The 18,318-nt window shown below is 69.5% G+C and carries 1 protein-coding gene; it reads right to left on the minus strand.

The genetic code is table 11. The annotated features are described in order from the left end of the window. Positions 1–2 precede the first annotated feature (2 nt). Entirely contained in the window at positions 3–18,242 is an 18,240-nt protein-coding gene (locus tag C7C56_RS12540) for a beta strand repeat-containing protein (protein WP_307719045.1), read from the minus strand. Between the last annotated feature and the right edge of the window lie 76 nt (positions 18,243–18,318).

Raw genomic sequence — 18,318 nt, forward strand, 5'->3', positions numbered from 1 at the left:
GCTTAATTTCCAATAAAGGTGTCGCTAGCTTGCGCCTGGCCGACCGTGTCGTTCAAATTGATGGTGTCGCCGTCGGCCGGCACATCGAGCACCGTCTCGGGCTCGGCCGCGCGCCGGGCAGGCAAAGGCGCGCCGGACAAGCGCAATATGGGGCCGGCGATCGAATAGCGGTCGGCGTCGCGGGCGGCGCTGATGGCCCATACCGGGATGCCGATTGGGAGGCGGTTCTCCTGATAATTGAACAACTTGGTCCGCACGTGCGGCGCGTACTGCGTGACGTACGCGTCCGTCGTGTAGTGGATGCCGTCCTGCGTCAACGAGAACGCGAAACCGGGTTGATACAGTTGCACCGCCGCGCCGGCCACCGAAGTCGGGTTGACATTGTTCATCATCATGCTGCCTGTCGGGGTGATGAAGTGGAGCGTGCCGGTCACATAGCCCTTGTCGATCCGGTTCGAATGCGAGGTCGAGCTCACCGTGGCGGCCTTGGCCCGGAAGGTCGGGAACAGCAGGCCGTATGGGGCGTCGATCCGCAGGTCGACACTGCTCGCAAAGCCGCCCTGGTAACCGCTGACGTCGAACGCCAGCGATCCGGGGCCGATGTAGCGCAGGTCCGCCTCGATCCTGTCGGCGGCAAGGTTCACCTGGCCCGCCACGACCATGTCATCGAACTTGATAGTGCCAGGCGTGCTGGTGGTCAGCGCGGCCGCGGAGATGGCGCCGATGTCGATCCCCTTTCCCGCCGTCATGGTCAGCGCGTTGCCCGCCGTGATGCCGGCGGCGGTGATCGAACCGCCAGCGTCCAGGGTCAGATTATTGCCAACAATAATGGAACGGCTCGCAATATCTCCGGTCGTCACGACATTGCCGTCACGCGCCGCGAGAATCTGATCAACATTGACGCCGCGCGCGGAGATCCGGACGTCACGCCCGGAAGTGAGCAGGCCGCCAGTCATCGTCCCCGCCACGGTCGCCATGACATCGTTGCCGCTTGTGAGCTTGGCGTAGGCGAGATCGCCGCGCAGGGCGTTGAGGGTCAGGTCGTGGCCGGCTTGCACCTCGCCGAGCGCCAGCGACGCACCGGTCAGGCTGGCGTCGCCGCCGACGCTCGCCGTTGCCAGCTGCATCTCGGCGCCGGCAGTCGCCCGCAAATCGCCGTCGACCGCCAGCCGGGTCGCCTGCATCCGGCCGGTGGTGGCCAGCTTGGCATTGCCATGGACGCGCACCGTGCCCAGCTCGAGCGTATCGCTCGAGGACTGCAGCTGGCCCCATATGTCGCCGCTGCCCATCTGGAGCAGGCCGCCCGCGGTCGCCGCCATATCGGATGCCTTCGCGGCGTTGCCGACCGCCACCATGCCAATCCTGCCATCGGTGCCGGCGTCCAATGTGAGCGGACCGGCGCTCGTCGTGCTGCCGATCGTGAGCGCATGCCCTGTCTTGAGCCGCGTCGCGTCCGTCGTGCCGATGGTCTGCAGATGCAGATCGGTCTTCACGTCAAGCGCGGCATTCAACGCTTGCAGCGAACCGCCGACCATTGCGCCGGTCGTGGTCGTCACGTTGGCGTTACCACCGGCCAGCATGCGGTCGAAGGCCTGCGCTCCGGCCCGGATCGTCGCGTTGCCGCCCGCTTTCAACAGGCTGCCCGCGCTTCCCGACAATGTCCCCTCGACGTTCGCCAGCAAGTCGCTGCCGGCTTTGAGCGTCGCGTATGTGGCGTTGCCGCCAGTGGCGAGCGTCAAGTCGTGGCCGGCTTGCACCTCGCCGAACGTCAGCGACGCGCCCGTCAGGCTGGCGTCGCCGCCAACGCCCGCCTGGGCCAAATGCATGGCGCCACCGGCAGTCGCCTGCAGATTGCCATCGACGGTAAGGCGGGTCGCCTGCATCTGGTTGGCGGTGGCCAGCTTGGCATTGCCATGCACGCGCACCGTGCCCAGCTCGAGCGTGTCGCTCGCCGACTGCAGCCGGCCCCAGATGTCGCCGCTGTCCATCCGCAGCAGCCCGACCGCCGTCGCGGCCATGTCCGATGCCATCGCGGCGTTGCCGACCGCCACTGCGCCGATGCTGCCATCGGTGCCGGCGTCGAGTGTGACCGGACCGGTGCTCGTCAGGTTGCCGATCACGAGCGCCTGCCCTGTCTTGACTTGCGCCGCGACTGACGTGCTCAGGTTCTGCAGTTGCAGATCGGCCTTCACGGCCAGCGCGGCGTTTGAAGCTTGCAGCGTGTTGCCAACCAGACCACCGGTCGTGGTCGCCACGCTCGCGTTACCACCGACCAGCATGCGGTCGAAGGCCACAGCCCCCGCCCCGAGCGTCGCATTGCCGCCCGCTTGCAGCAGGCCGCCCGCGCTACCGGTCAAGGTCCCCGCCACATTCGCCAGCATATTTTTGCCGGCTTTGAGCGTGCCGTAGGCGGTATTGCCGCTCGACGCGAGCGTCATGTCGCGGCCGGCCTGAACGTTGTCGAGCGTCAGTGCCGCGCCGGACAAGCTGGCATCGCCGCCAACAGTGGCCGTTGCCAAATGCATGTCCGCGCCGGCAGTCGCTTGCAGACTGCCGTCGACCGTCAAGTTGGCCGCTTGCATTTGTCCGGTCGTGTCCAGCTTGCCATCACCCTGGACGCGTATCGTGCCCAGCGCCAGCGAGGCGCTGGACGACTGCATTCTGCCGGCGACCGTGCCTTGGTCCAACCTGAACATGCCGCCCGCCGTCGCCGCCAGATCAGATCCGACTGCCAGCGTACCGATGCTCGCATCCGTGCCGGCGTTCAAGGTTGTCAGTCCGGTGCTTGACAATGCGTCGATCGCGAGATTGGTCTTTGTGTCGGCCGCGATGCTAGCAGCTTGCAGCGAAGCGCCTACCAGACCGCCGGTCGTGGTCGTGAGGTTGGCGTTGCCGCCGACGAGCACGCGGTCGAACGCTTGCGCGCCGGCCAGAACTGTCGCGTCGCCGCCCGCTTGCAGCAGGCTGCCCGCGCTACCCGTCAATGTCCCCGCCACATTCGCCAGCACATTGTTGCCGGCTTGGAGCGTGACGTAGGCGGTGTTGCCGCTCGAAGCGAGCGTCATGTCGCGGCCGACTTGCACATTGTCGAGCGTCAGTGCCGCGCCGGACAGGCTGGCGTCGCCGCCAACAGTGGCCGTTGCCAGATGCATGTCCGCGCCGGCGGTCGCTTGCAGACTGCCATCGACCGTCAAGTTGACCGCTTGCATTTGTCCGGTCGTGTCCAGCTTGCCATCACCCTGGACGCGCACGTTGCCCAGCCCAAGCGAGGCGCTGGACGACAGCATTTTTCCCGTGACCGTGCCGTTGTCCAACTTGATCAAGCCACCTGCCGTTGCCGTCAGATCAGATCCAACCTCCAGCGTACCGATTCCAGCATCTGTGCCCGCGTTGAGTGTTGCCGCTCCAGTGCTCGTCAGGCTGTTGAGCGTAAGGCCGGTCATCGCGTTAAGCGCGATGGTGCCAGCTTGCAGCGTACCGCCGACCAGGCCGCCTGTCGTGGTCGACACGGTGGCGTTGCCGCCGACCAGCATGCGATCGACGTTGAGCGCGCCCGCTTGGAGCGTCGCATTGCCGCCGGCCTGCAGCAGGCCGCCCGCGCCACCCTTCAATGTGCCTGCCACGCTTGCCTGCACGTCGTTGCCTGCATTGACCGTCGCGTAGGCAGCGTCGCCGCCCGTGGTCAGCGCCACGTTCGTGCCGGCCTGCACGCCGGCCACCGTGATGTTGGCGGCGCTGAGCGCGACAGCGCCGGCGGCGCGCAACTGCCCGTTCGCGGCGCCGTTGATATTGCCCGTCGCTACGGCTTGCACGTCGCCGCCATCGGCATTGAGCGTGGTGTAGTCGATGTCGCCGCCACTGGCGTTGAGCACCAGGCTGCGGGTGGCCTTGACATTGTCCAGGCTCAGTGCGGCTGCGTCGAGGTAGAGGTCGCGCCCCGCGACAAGGCCGGCGATCTTGGCGTCGGTCAGCGTGACGCCGCCAGTCGCCAGGACATGCAGGTCGCGCTTGACGTCGACCACGCTGCCGGCCACGGCCGCCAGTTGGCCACCGTTGAGCGTCATGAACGCGTCGTTTCCGACGCTGAGGTTGTTCAAGGTGATGTTGCGCGCGCCGAGCTTGGCGTCGCGCTTTGCACTGAGCTTGCCGTTGCCCATGCCGACGATGTCGCCGCCGGCGCTCGCGACCACGTCGGCGCCGTTCGCGGTCAGGTTGGCAAACGTGATGTCGCCGTTGCGCGCGGTTAAGTTGATGCCGCCCACCGCCGCGACGTTGCCGAGATTGAGCGCGGCGGCGTTCATGAAGATATCGCGTCCTGCCGTGATGGCTGCGGTCGATCCGCCGCCAGCAGCGGCCGAATCGGTTAAGGTGCCTTTGCCGGTCATGGTCAGGTGCAGGTCGCGCGTGACGGCGACCGTGCTGCCGGGCGCGCTCGTGAAGCTGCCGTCTACCGTGCTCAGGTACAAATCACGGCCGGCGTCGATGTTGCCCATGGTCATGAGCGCGCTGCCGGTGGTGGCCAGCTTGATGTCGCTGCCCGTGTCGAGCGCGGTGCCGCTGGCGCTGCCTTTGCCCGATACGATGCTGGTGGCCGTGAAGTTGGTCGCCGAACTGAGGTCGATCGTGCTGCCCGGCACGCTGGCGATCCGCACCGAGGTGTCGGGGCCGGCGCCGCCGACCAGGCCGACAAAGATGTCGCCCGAGGCGGTCGTCGCGTCGAGCGCGTTGGCCGCCACGACCAGCCGCTCGGCCGCGCTGACGCCGATGCCGGTGCCGCTGCCGGCCGCCGACGCCGCTTGCGCGCCGCCGTTGAACGTGACGGTGCCGCCCGAGGTGACATGGGCGCTGGCGCCGGACGTGGAAGGCGCGCCGACGATCTTGCCGGCCGTGGCCGACAGGTTCAGGTCCGGGCCGGTCACGCTGGCGAGCGCGAGATTGCCGCTCTGCGCGGTGATGCTGGCCTTGCCGTCGACACGCAGATTATCGAGCCGCAAGGTGGTCGCGTTGGACAGATTGAGCGCGCCGCGCACCACGCCGCTGACAGTGCCCGCGCCGAGGCCGCTGCCCGTGTCCGCCACCAACCGGGTGAGCAGCGGTGAAGCCGTGTCGACCTGGTACACGCTGCCGGTCGTGTCCAACACGAGCGCGCGCGCGGCCAGCGAGGGCGCCATCTGGCCGCCGATCACGTTGGTGCTGTAGACATTGCCCTGGCCGGCGAACTGCGAGCTGGCCTTGAGCGAAAGAATGTTGGTCGCGTACAGATTGTTGAAGGCCAGGTTGCCCGTCAGCGCCTCCAGGTAGATGTCGCCGCCAACGGCGTCGCCGCTGCGCGCCGACTCGATCACGCCGCCGCCCGAGAGCGTCATGAAGCGGGCCGCGTCGCCGATCGAGCCGCTGCCGTTTTGCAGCACCAAGTTGCCGCCCGAGATGATCGCCGGGCGCCCGGCCTCGGCGACATTGCGCATGCCCCGTTCGCTGATGACGCTGACGTCGCCGCCCGCTTCGAGATGCGCCACGGGCAATACGCCCTGCGCCTGGATCCGGATATTGCCGTTCAAGGCAACGGCCGCCAGGGCGCCGTCGGCCTTGAGCGTGAGCGGCGTGGTCTGTTTGATGTCGAATGAAGTGAGCTTGCAGTCGGCCAGCGCGGCCGAACAGCCGGCGTCGATCACGCCGCCGCGTTGGTAGACCTGGTTGATCACGTCGCCGGCCGAATTGGCCGACGCCAGCGCGGCCTTCTGGGCGCCGGTCAGGGCGCTGTCGGTCAGGCCGCCCGACATGTCGAAAGCGACCGGGGTGCCGAGGGCGCCGATGTTCCTGCCGTTCGAAACGAGCGTCACGTTGGCGCCGGAGATGTTGGTGTCCGTCACCGCCGTAATGACGCTGCTGGCCGGCTGCAGGGCCGCGTCGTTGATCTGGTACAGCAAGGCGTCCGAGGTCCAGTAGCGGCCTGCGTTCATGGCCGCCAGTTGCGTGGTGCTGGTCTTGAAATTGATTGCCTCCTGCGGCGACAGGGCGTCGTAGCGCTGCTGCGCGAACAGTGCCACCTCGGCCGGCGTGGCCGTGCCGTTGACGCTGGCGTCGGCCTGCGCCTGCAGGGCGGCGACGCCGCCGGCGCCGAGGGTGAATTTTCCGGCGCCGTCGGTGCCGCCGAGCGCCATCAGGCTCCAGTAGTCGCCCGCGCTTTGCAGATTTCCCACGCCGGCGTCGCGCAGGCCGGTGGTCAACGCGAGGTAGCGCGTCTGCGCGTACGCCTGCACTTCGGCCGCGGTCGCGGTGCGGGCGACGCTGGCGTCGGCCTGTCCCTGCAACGCGGCCATGCCCTGCGCGTTGAGGGTGAACACGCCGTCGGCGCCGGCGCTGCCCAGGCTCATCAGGTTCCAGTAGTTGCGGTACTGGCCGTTGACCGAATTTTCGAAGGCCTTGCTGTCGGAGTCAGCCGCGCCGCCCTTCATGTTGCGCTTGGCCCACAGCGCTTCGAGCTCGGCGCTGCGGTCCTTGCTGTCGATGGCGCGACCGTCGAGCAGGCTGCCGTCGGCCGTCAGATTGACATTGGCCGTGGTGCTGACATGGCCGATGTACATATCGCCACCGAGCTGGTGCAGGCCGATGTCGCCATAGGCGGTGGCGTCGACGATGCCGCCGCTGGCGGCGCCGCCGGCGGTGGTGGTCGACAGGGCCGAAATGGCGAGCGGCCTGGCGGTGCTGCCGACGGCGCCGTTTTCGCTGACGAAGCGCAGGTTGCGGCCCACCACGATCGGGCCCGGCGCGGCGCTGTCGCCCGAGATGCTGCCGTAGCTGTGCAGCAAGACATCGCTGTTGGCGTCGGTCTTGACGGCCGACAGGATCGCGTCGGCGCCTTGCAGCGACAGCCCAATGGCGCCGGTGCGGGTGGTGGCCGAGAGCGTGTTGCGCAGCGGCGCGGCGCCGGCCGGATTGGTGAAGGTCACGTTCAATGGCGAGTCGAGGGTGCCGATTCCGGCGTCGGCCGACAGCGACAGCGATTGCGACTGGACCGATCCGGTGGCCAGGCCCTTGATGGTCGAACCGGTGCCGCTGGCGCCGAGCTGGGTGTTGCCGCTGATGTTCTGGATACTGCCGCCCAGCACGATCGACGCATTCGAATTGACGCCGACCACGCCGGCCTCGCGTCCGCCCGTGAACCCGATCGCGATCGGATAATCGGCCTTGACGCTATGGTTCGAGGTGATGTGGACGTTGGTGACGACGTTCCAGTTCCAGTTCCACAGGCCGTTGTATTCGTAGCTGATGAAATTCGGGTAATAACCGGTCACGCTGCCGGAGATATCCTGGCGGAACGCGGTGTTGACCAGGCCGAGATCGTTCCCAACCGAAGTCGTGCGCGTCCAGAACTGGCCCGGCGTGTCGTTGCCATTGGTCGAGCCGGCACTTTGCCAGCGCCACGGGGTGGTCGACGCGGTGTTCCAGTCGACCTGGTTGAAATTGAACGAGCGTGCCAGATCGGCGTCGTAGCGCCAGTAGTAGCGCGTGCCCGCCACGGGTTGATAGCCGGTCGTGTTGCTGGTATTCAAAGAAATCGGGCTCAGGCCGGTGAAATCGCTGGCCGTGTCGCTTTGGTAGGTGCGTGTTCCTTCGCCCAGCTTGTTCACATACCAGGTCGTCATCGGCCTGCCATTGGGCTTGCGCAAGGTGTCGGTGATCTCGATCACGCCCACGTTGCCGTTGCCGGTGTTGACGTCGCTCGTCTGCAGCACGATGCCGGTGGTGTTGTTGACCTTGACCTGGGCGTAGCCGTTGCTGACATTGATGCCGCTGCCGCTGCCGCTGCCGCCGACGCCGGAGTTGGTGTTGATGAGGGCGCCGTGCAGGCTGACATACCCGCTGCCGCCGCCGGAGATGTTCTGCAGCACCAGCTGTTTGGCGTTGGGATCGTAATACACATCGACCAGGGTGTCGCCGGCGTTGATGCGCGAGGTGCCAGGATACTTGTACATCCCGTTGCTGCGCAAATAGGTGGCGGCGAACGGGCGGCAGGCGGCATCGTCGATGCAAGAGATCATGTCGCGCAAGATCGGATTGGTCTGCGCGTCGAAGCCGACAACGATCTTGGTGGGCGCGATGTTGACCGAAAAATCGCTCGACAGGCCGGCCTGGATGCCGCCGTTGATGTCGATGGTCTTGGCCACGATGATGGCCGAGGTGCCGACCTTGACGCTGTTGGCCGGCGGGGCGTTGGGCGCCCGCATCGGCGCCTCCACCGAATTGCTCAATTTGCGCTCCCCGATCGAGGGAAACGAGTAGCGCGCCGTGTGGCCACAGCGGCAATCGTAGAAATTGGTGTCGCCGCCGTTCTGGTCCCGCCACGCCTGCGAAGCATGGCCGCCGTTTTCGAGGTAGCCGTTGCCTGGATAGAAGAACATCCAGCCGGTGCCGCCCGCGATCTGGTCAGGGAACTGCTTGGGTCCGCCCGACAGGAACGTGCCCAGCGGCTGCGCGCCGGTGTATTTCAGGTAGTCCTTCGCGAAAAAATTGGCAACGTACAAGACCGCCTCGTCCGCCGATTTCGGCACGCCGTGGCCGCCGTTGACGTTCGATGACATCGTGCTGTCATTGGTCGGTTCCGAGCCGCCCGGCAAAGCCATTCCGCCGAACTTGTGGTCTTTAAATTGAAAGAAGTGGGAGAGCTCGAATATCCGGCCCGAACTAGAGACGAATTGGGTGTACGGGGCGCCGTTGACGAAATAATCGACGCCCGGGGTGTTGACGAAATACGAGCCGTTGCGGATCAGCACGCTCTGGCTGTTGACCCTGACGGCACCGAACTGGCCAAGGTCGCCCGATTCGTTGTACAGGTACAGCGAGCCGCCGGCGTTGTCGATGTCCTTGGTCAGGAAGATCGCGGGCGCCGGCGCCAGATTGGTCGGAATCGACTTGTCGTAGGTGTTGCTGATCGAAATGGCGCCGGCTACGTTGGCGTTGACCTCGTGGATATTGTTCGCCTGGAACGCCGCACTCGGCTTGCCGGTGCCGGTGAACTTGATGTTGCCGCCCAATTCGTTCGGAATCAGCAGCCGGTCGACCAGTAGATAGCGCTCGCTGGCGTTGGACAGCTTGATGGTCGGGCCGCCGAAGGCGTCGAGTGTGCCGCTGCCCGAAAAGGCGCCGGTGTCGACCTCGATGTTGCCCGCCGCGGCGAGCAGCGGGCCGACCTTGACCGCCTTGACCGGGCCGGCCGCAACGTGGGTGGCGAGGCTGTCCTTGAACGCGGTGAGCACCTTGATCTGCGCGTTGATGTCAGCCGCGGCCTCACTGTCCAAGCCCGGCGTCAACAATGCTTGGAGCGCACCGATGCTTTCGGTGACGTCCTTGACCGGATCGTAGGCGTCGTTCTTGGACCAGGAATCGACGTTATTCTGGACCACATTGCCTTGTTCGTCGACGCCGAACGCGACGTTGTTGCGCGTGCCGGCGCGCGCCGCGCCGTTCATGGCCAGCCGCTGGGTGCCGTCGTCCTCGGTCGAGGCATCGTAGTTTTTCAACTTGACGCCGAGCAAGGTGTAGTGGCCGACGCCGGTGGCGGTGGCCGACGTCACGCCGGCCACGGTGCCGAGCACGATGTTGCGCACGCTGTCGAGTCGGGCGCCGGCGCCGACATTGATCTCGCCGTTGTTGTGGATGCGGGCGCGCGCGTGCGGGTCGGTGCCGTTGAAGGCGCCGTCGAAATAGACCTGGTTCTCGGCCCTGGCCGAGAGGAAGTTCTGGTTCAGCGCGCTTTGGGCCTGTCCCGCCGTGACGCGCATATTGCCCCACGAGTCGAGCTGCGCATTGTTGCCGATGTCGATCTTCTGGTTGACGTTGATGTCGGTCACGGCGCTTCCGCCGGCGCCGCCGGCCAGGCCGTAGCCGTGCGCGAACGCGTCGTTGACCACGGTGGCCTGGCTGTAGGTGCCCAGCTCGAGATCGCCGACGCTGTACAGTTTGCTGCCGGCGCCGAGCGTGACCGTGTTGGTGCTCGCCACGCTGGTGCTCGACTTGGAGGTCAGGCCGGTGAAGGCGCCGCCGGCGGTGACGGTCGAACTGTCGGTTGCCACCACCGTGTTGCCGGCGTTGATGCGCAGGTTGCCCGGCGCGGTCCCGAGCGGGTCGCCGGCGACGGTGACGCTGGCGTTGTCGCCGAGCGCGGCCGTGCTGGCGGTCTTGATGTCGTTGCTGCTGCTCATGCCCGCGCCCGCGACCGCCCCGCCGCTCACGCCGCTGGCGTTGTCGCCGCTGCCGCTCTCGAGAACCGTGTTGACGGCCTCGACAACGACGTCGCGGGCGACGATGTTGGCGCCGGCGCCGATGCGCGCACCGACCCCGAAATCGACCGCCCCGCGCGAGTCGGCGCCGCTGCCGCCGGCCACCGAGCCCTGGGTCGAATCGCTCTTGCTGAAAAACAGGGCTTTATGTTTGGCCTCGAGCACCAGTTTGCCGGTGTAAAACGCCGGCGCCGCGGCGCCGGCGCCCAACGCCGCCAGCGCCAGCTTGCCGCTGGCGTCGAGCACGGCCACGCTCTTGGCTGGGCCGTCGGCGATGCTCGCGTTGGCGCCGCCCTTAGTGGTCGTCAGCGCGGCCGCGGCCGAGCCGGCCAGCAGGCCGCCGGCGCCGGCGACCGCCGTGGCCTGGTTGTCGGCGTCGCCGTTGGCCTTGATCGTCAGATCGCCGCCGCGCTGGAGCAGCGGCCCGCCCGCCGGCAGGTAGCCGGCGCTGATCGCGCCCGAACCTAGGCTGGCCGTGGTGTCGATGTTCGAACTGGCCGAGGCCACGTCGGCGCCGAGCCCGACCGCGCCGACCGAAATGCCGCTCGCGAGCGCGTACTGGGCCGATTTGGCGTCGGCCAGGATGCTCACGTCGCTCATCGGCAGCACCACGTCGTTGCCGACCGCGGCGCGCACGTCGGCGTTGTTCTGGGCCAGCGCGACGGCGCCGTTGGCGCCGAGCAACAGGCCGCCGCCGGCGGCGAAGGCCTCGGCCTTGGCGCTGTTGGTGTCGACCAGGTTGCGCGCCTTGACGTCGAGCGTGCCGAACACGGGCGCGGCCGGGGTGCCGAACACGCCCGCGAAGCGCACCCCGTCGCCGACCGAGGCGCGCGTCGTGCCGGCCACCTTGGCCTCGGATTCGGAAGCGCCGACCTGGTAGGCGCCGGACACGCCGACCGAATAGGTTTTGGCATAGGTGTCCGGGGTGCGCTGCGCGGCCACGCCGGTCTCGCGCGCGGCCACCACTGCGCCGGCGCCGATCTCGGCTGTGACGTTGACGCTGTCGTCGGCGAGCGCGTGGTTGGCGCCCACGGCGGCGCCGATGCCACCGGTGCCCACCGCGGTCTGGGCCTTGACCCGGCCCGCGCCGGTCGCGCCGATCGTCAGTTGGTCGGCGGCCACGCTGCTGGTGCCGGCCGGGTTGAAGCTGGCGCGCACATTGCCCTGCTTGCGCGACTCGACGTACGACAGGCCCACGGCCGACCCGGCGGCCGCGGCCACGACCACCGCCTCGGCGTCGATGCTGGTGCTGTCGTCGGCCTTGATGCTCAATTCACTGCCGACCTTGACGGTGCCGCCGACGCCGGCCAGCACCTCGTTGTTGAGGGTGGCCAGCCCGACCGCCGCGCCGAGCCCGACCGCGCCGGCCGCGCCTGCCACGACGGTCGAGTCGATCGCGTCGCCGCTGCCGTTGGCGCTGCCCGCGTGCACGTCGAGCTTGCCCTTGACGTCGAGCGTGGACGCGCTCACGCCCGCCTCGACCCCATTGTGGACGCTGGTGACGGCGGCCGAACCGCCGACCCCGGCCAAGCCGACGCCGGCCGAGCCGGCGATGTTGCCGATCTTGGTCGTGGCCGTGGCCAGCACCTCGGCGTCGCCCTGCCCCGTGGTCGCCAACGTGCTGTTGCCGACCCGGGCGGTGGCGCTGTTGCGTTTGCCCAGCTTGAGCGTGGCGCCGGCGTCGAGCCCGCTGCTGGCGCCGGCGCCGAGTGCGCCGACCTCGGCCGCGCTGAGGGCGCCGCCGGTGTCGCCCGTGTTGTTGTTCGAGGTCAGGCCCTGGACGTTGCCCAGCGCGGTGCCGACGCCGCTGCCGGCGCCGGCGTCGGCCGAGCCGAGTTGGACCAGCGAGACGGCGCCGCCGACGCCGGCGTACAGGCCGGCCCCGACCGACACCGCGTTGCTGTCGATGGTTTGGGCGTTGTCGGCCTTGACCGACAGGCTCGCGCTGCTGGCCTTGCTGTCGACCACCTGCGCGAGCACCTGGGCGCGCGTGACGGTGACGGCGACGGTCGCGCCGACGCCGGCGGCGGCGACGCCGACGCCGACCGCGCCGGCGCCCTGGAACGCCTTGTCGGTCTCGGCCGCGTGCACGCGCAGCGCGCCCCCCGCCGCGAGGCCGGCGTTGGCACCGGTGCCCACGCGCGCGAGCTGCGCCTCGGTCTTGTTTTCGTTGATCATCACGCCGGCCGTCAGGCCGATCCCGACCTTGCCCGCCAGCCCGGCCGAGGCAACATAGATCGCGTTGTCCATGCTGGTGTTGGCGGCCACGTCGACGTCGCCGCCGGTCGTGATGTCGGTGTTTTTGGGCGCCACGGCGTCGGCGTCGCCGACCAGCGCGCGCGTGGTCTGGCCCGATTCGATGACCGCGAAGGCGGCGCCGAGGCCGACCTTGGCGGCGGCGCCGAGCGCGCCGCCGATCAGGTTGACCGACTGCGCGCTGTCGGCGCCGACCTTGAGCGAACCGGCCTCGGTCTTGCCGCCGGCCAGTTGGGCCGTGGTGCTGCCCTTGATCTGGGCCATGACGCCGGTGCCGGCGCCGCCGAGCGAATTGCCGACCGAAATGCCGGCCACGAGGGCGCCGATGGTGGCGCTGCCGCGCGCCTCGATCGCGACCTTGGCCTTGGCCTTGACATCGCTGTCGATCACGCGCGCGCTGGTGCTGCCGGACATCACTTCGGTGTCGATCGCGATGCCGCCCGAATAGCCGCCCGAGAGTGCGAGCGTGCCCACCAGGCTGGCGCTGGCCGCGTGCGTGCTGGCCTTGACGTCGACCGCCTGCGCCGCGCCGGCGGTCGCGCCCGACTGGTTGATCTGGGCATTGCGGATTTCGGCCTTGGTGGACCCGCCGATCAGGTTGGTGGCGACGGTGGCCGCGGCCGCACCCTCCTTGCCGGCGCCGACGCTGACGGCGGCCGAGCTGATGGTTTCGAGGCTGGTCGCGTTGACCGCCAGCCCGCTGACCTGGCGGCGCGTCTCGCGCAAGTTGGCCGGGGTGAAGCTGGCAGAGGCCGTGAGCGAGTCGAGCAGCGACACCTTGTGGTCGAGCATGCCGCTGGCGACGTCGATGGTGTCGGCCGCGTCGCCGGCGAGCGCGTCGACCGTGGTCGCGGGCGCATTGGCAACATCGTTGCCGCCGATGGTGGCCGAGGTGCTGTCCGATAGCGCGTTGACCGAGGTCGACAGGCCGACGCCGACGCCGCCGCGCGAGACGCCGACGCCGCCGGCGAAGCTGGCCATCTTGTTCTCGTTGGTGGCGAGCACGCCGACGTTGTTGGCCGCCCGCACCAGCGCGTTCTGGTCGATGCGGGCCGTGGTGGTGCTGCCGGACTTGCTCACGGCGATCGAGCCGCCGCCGGCGATGCCGTTGCCGTTGCCGACGCCGACGCCGACCGCGATGCTGTTGGTGGTCTGTTGCGAACGGGCGTCGAGCACCACGTTCTTGGCGCGCACGGACGCGTCCAGGGCGCCTAGCTTGCCGCCGAGCAGGGCCGCGTCGACCTGGTTGTCGATCCGGTTGACCGCGATCGCGGCGCCGAGCGAGCCGCCGGCGCCGGTGGCCACGCCGACCGCGCCGGCGAGCGAATTGATGGTCGAGTCGTCGCCGGCCTTGATCGACAGGGTGCCGGCGGCGGCGCCGGGGTCGCCGGCCGGGTCCGCATTGAGGCTCGAGCCGGTCAGGCGCGCGGTCGTGTCGTTGCCGATGATGTTGGTGGTCGAGGACAGGCCGACGCCGACGGTGTCGCCGCCGCCCACGCCCATCGCGATGGTGCTGATCTCGGTCTGGGTGGCGGCAGTGACGGCGGCCGCGCCGCCGACCGTGAGCTTGCTGCCGGCCACGTTGGCGGCGTGCTTGAGGTGCACCGTGTTGAGCGAGATCCCGACCCCGGCCGCGCCGGACTTGGTCGACATCGCGGCCGAGCCCGACAGCGCCTCGATCAGCGCGCCGCCGCCGGCGTCGCCGGCGGCCACGTCCAGGCGGGCGGCCGTGACGGTGCTGCCGGCGATGCCGGCGGTGGTCTTGTCGTCGACCGTGTTTTGCGCGTACGAGCCGGAGAGCGCGGCGCTGTCGGTCGAGGACGAGACCGCCGCCGCGATCGTGTGCAGGGCGCTCGCGTGGCGCGCCTCGACCTTGACGCCGCCGTCGGCGGCGGCGACGCCGGCGTCGACGATCTTCGCCGAGGTGTCGTTGTCGCTCTTGTTGTAGGCCAGCGCGGCGCCGCCGCTGCTGCCGCCGCCCGACGCCGCGGCCGAACCGGCGGCCGACCAGATGGTGCCGGCGCCCTGCGCGCTGACCGTGACCAGCTCGCCCGTGGCGGCCTGCGCCGGCTTGGCGCTGACCTGCGTGGCCGCGCCGGCGGCGCCCAGTTGCGCCGAGGTGGTGTTGGAGACGAGGTTGACGGTGCCCGAGCCGACCCCGGCCAGGTTGCCGCCGCTGCTCCCGGCGATCCCGAGCGCGACGCCGATGACAATGGCGCGGTCGGCGGCGCGCACCTTGACGCTGCCCGCGCCGCCCTCGGCCTTGACGCTGCCGGTCAGGCGCGCGGTGGTCGTGTTGGCCACCTCGTTGTAGGTCAGCGCGGCGCCGTAGGCCGATTTGCCGACCTGGGCCGAGCCGGCCACGGCCACGATGCTCGATCCGTCGGGCGCGCCCTGCCCGAGCAGCACCGACTGGTTGAAATTGAAGACGTTCTGGGCGGCGCGCTGGTCCGCGCTGTCGAGCGCGCCCGAGGCGGCGCCGAGCATGCCGCCGAGGCCTTCGGCGGCCGGGCTGTCGGTGGCGACCACGAGGACCTGGCCGGCCTCGACCAAACTGGTGTTGAGCGCCGAGGCGCCGACCGAGGCGTCGGTGGTGTTGTGGACCAGGTTGGCGGCGACGCTGGCGCCGGCCGCGGTCTTGCCGTTGGTCGCGGCCACCTGGGCCGCGCCGGCCATGATGCGCACCGGACTGATGGCGGCCACCGACAGGCTGCCCGCGTGGTTGACGGTGGTCCCGGTGAGACGGGCCTTGACGCTGTTGCCGATGTCGCCGTAGGCGAGCGCGACGCCGGCGCCGGTGGCGCCGCCGAGCCCGAGCGCGCCGCCGCCGATGCCGATGTCGGTGCGGTCGTAGGCGAGCACCTTGACGCTGCCGGCCGGGCTGGCCGCCTTGGCCGTCAGGACGCTGTCCTGCACCGACGCCTCGGTCGTGTTGCGGGTCTGGACCACCGAGGCCGAACCGGCCGCGCTGAGCGAGTCCTCGGTCGAGCTGTTGAGGGCCACGCCGACGCCGATGGCGATGTGCTGGCCGGACGACCAGGCGTCGACGGCGACGCTGTCGAAGTCGGTGACGACGCTGTTGGCGATGGCGGCGCGGGTGTCGTTGCCCTCGATGTTGATGGCCAGCGCGCCGGCCACGCCGGCGCTGCGCTCGACGCTCGGGGCCTTGGCCGAGACCACGGAGGCGCCGCCGCTGGCGGCGATCAGGTTGGTGTTGTTGACGGCGTTGACGGCCAGCGTGGCCGCCCTGATCGCGCCGCTGTCGGTGATCGTGGCCGAGGTCGACAGGTTCGACAGGTTGACGGTGGCGCTGCCCGACAGGGCGACGGCCGACTCCGGCTGGTCCGGTTGGGCGGCCCCGCCGCTGGCCTGGCCCTGGGCCGCCTTGGCGCGCGACACCACGTTCCAGATGGCGCCGCCGGCCGCGGCCAGGCCATTGCCCATGGACGTGAGCACACCGCCGGTCTTGGCCTGGGTTTGCGCCTCGCTCGATTTGGCCGGATCGTCCTTGCCCGCGGGCGCCGGATCGTTCTTGGCGATGGCGCCGGCGATTCCCAGGGCATTGGCCTGGCCGTCGGTGACGGCGCCGACGTGCACGGTGCCGGCGTTGATGGCGCCGGCCACGCCCAGGTTGGCGATGGCGGGGTCGGCGCGCAGGCCGGCCACATTGCCGATCAGCGCGGCGGTGTCGCCCTTGAGGTCGTTGACGGCGACGCTCACCCCGACCGAGGTTTCCGAACTTTGGTTGACGGCGCCGGCCACGCTCCAGATGGCCAGCGACTCGCGCGCGCTGACGTCCAGGACGGCCGCGTTGACGGTGGCGCGGTTGCTCACGGCCGCCTTGGTGACATTGTCGAGGCGCATGTAGGCGGCCGCGCCGTTGCCGCTGATGGAGGCGCCGGAACCGGTCGAGGGCGAGATGACGATCGCCTTGTCGTCGCTCTCGGCGAGCACCGAGACGCCGCCGGGGCCGCCCACGATGGCGCCGTCGTCGATCCCGGCGATGGTGCTGTTGCGGTAGCGCACGCCGCTGAAGGCGCCGCCGACGGCCTTGGTGTCGGCGCCGCCGCCGGTGCCGGTGATGATCTTGGCCGAGAGGTTGCCCGCCACGTCGACCGAGGCGATCGCGCTGCGCGCGTGCACGCTCACGTTCTGCGCGATGGCCAGGCCGCCGCTGTTGCCGGCGTCGGCGTCGTCCTGCAGCACCACGTTCGGCGCGCCGGCGGCGGCGGGCGCGGTGCTGGTCAGTTGCGCGTCCTGGCCGACCCAGGCCCGGCTGTCGTTTTGCACATCGAACCAGCTAAGCGAACCGGCCAGGGCGCCGTCGACCGCCTCGCCGCTGGCGTTGGCGTAACTGGTGAGCACCTGCTCGGGCACGCCGAGCTTGGGCGAGATGCGCTGGGCCACGTCGCTGAAGCTGTCCCACTTGAGCCAGGTGATCTCGAGCGGCTGCAGCACCTCGCTGGCGACGGCGATGCGCCGCGCGGTGATCTTGGCGCCCCGCCCCACCGAGGCGTTCGCATCGTGCTTGATGATGGCCAGCGCGACGCCGGCGCTGGCGCTGTACTTGGCCGCCGGATCGGTGCTGGTCGCCTCGGACGAGCTGGTGGCCGAACTGACCGCGCTTTGCGCCAGGTTGTGGATCGGATGGTCGTCCACCTTGGCGAAGACGGCAACGTCGCCCTGGGCGGAGTTGATGACCGCGTTCGGCGCGATCGTGGCGTTGGCGCTGAAATCGGCGTTCAGCAGCGCCAGCGCGGCGCCGATCTTGAGTGTGGTCTCGGTCGAGCCGCCGCCGCCGGCGACGGCATCGGCCGAGCGCAGCGCGCCTGTGATCCGGTTCATGATCAGGCTCTGGCCGGTCGTGAGCACGTGCTGGCCGCCCTGCGCGGGAATCATCAGGGCCGGATTGATGTTCTTGGCGGCGACCCCGCTGCCCGTTTCGGTTGCCGCCATGTTGAAGTTCTTGCTCACCAGGTTTTCGGCCTGCACCCGGACATTGCCCGAGGTATTCACATGGGCGCCGAGGGTGGCGACGGCGTCGTCGCGCAAATCGCTGATCGCCGCGCCGATCCCGGCCTTGCCGCCATCCCAGGCCGAGCTGACGGCCTCCACCAGGTTCTCGGACTTGCTGCGCCCGATCACGTCGAGCCCGCCGCCGACGGTCAGCTTGGCGCCGGCGGCGATCGTGGCCGAGGTGTCGATGCTGCTTTCGCCGTAGGCGAAGGTGGCGCCGATGTCGGCGGTGTAGCTGAACACCTTGCCCTTGACGCTCAGTTCGCTCGTGTTGAGCGCCTTGACGGCCAGGTTGCCGCCGGCGGACAAGGTCGCGCCGCTGTCGACCTGGGCGCGCGAGCCGCCCTCGACCTTGCCGTGCACGGCGACGGTGTTGGCGCGCGGATTGAGGCTGTCGCCCTGGCGCACGTCGATCATGGCCTTTTGGGAGCCTGTGGCGGCGATCTCGATGTCGCCGGCGGCGCGCAGCACGGCGGTGCCGCCGAGCGTGACGGCGGCGTTGGCTTTGGAGACGCCCTCGGCCCACCTGAAGCCGAGCAGGGCGCCGAGGGTGCCGACGGCATCGCTGACGATCGCGTCGGCCACGCCGCTGGCGTCGCTTTCGGCCTTGGCGCTCGCGCTCAGGGTGACGTTGTTGGCGTTGACGGTGCCGTCGACGACGACTCTGGCGTCGGCGTTGCGCGCGCCCATGCCGGCGCGCACATCGTGGTGGCTGGCCGCGAGCGTTACGTTGCCCGCCGCGCCGGCCGCGGCCGCGGTGGCGGTG

Origin of the sequence: Massilia glaciei, assembly GCF_003011895.2 — a bacterium.
GTDB classification, from domain to species: Bacteria; Pseudomonadota; Gammaproteobacteria; order Burkholderiales; family Burkholderiaceae_D; genus Telluria_A; species Telluria_A glaciei.

Coding starts and splice junctions, on each gene's coding strand:
- C7C56_RS12540 (WP_307719045.1), bottom strand. CDS start 18,242: ATGGGCGCGCGCAACGCCGACGCCAGAGTCGTCGTCGACGGCACCGTC.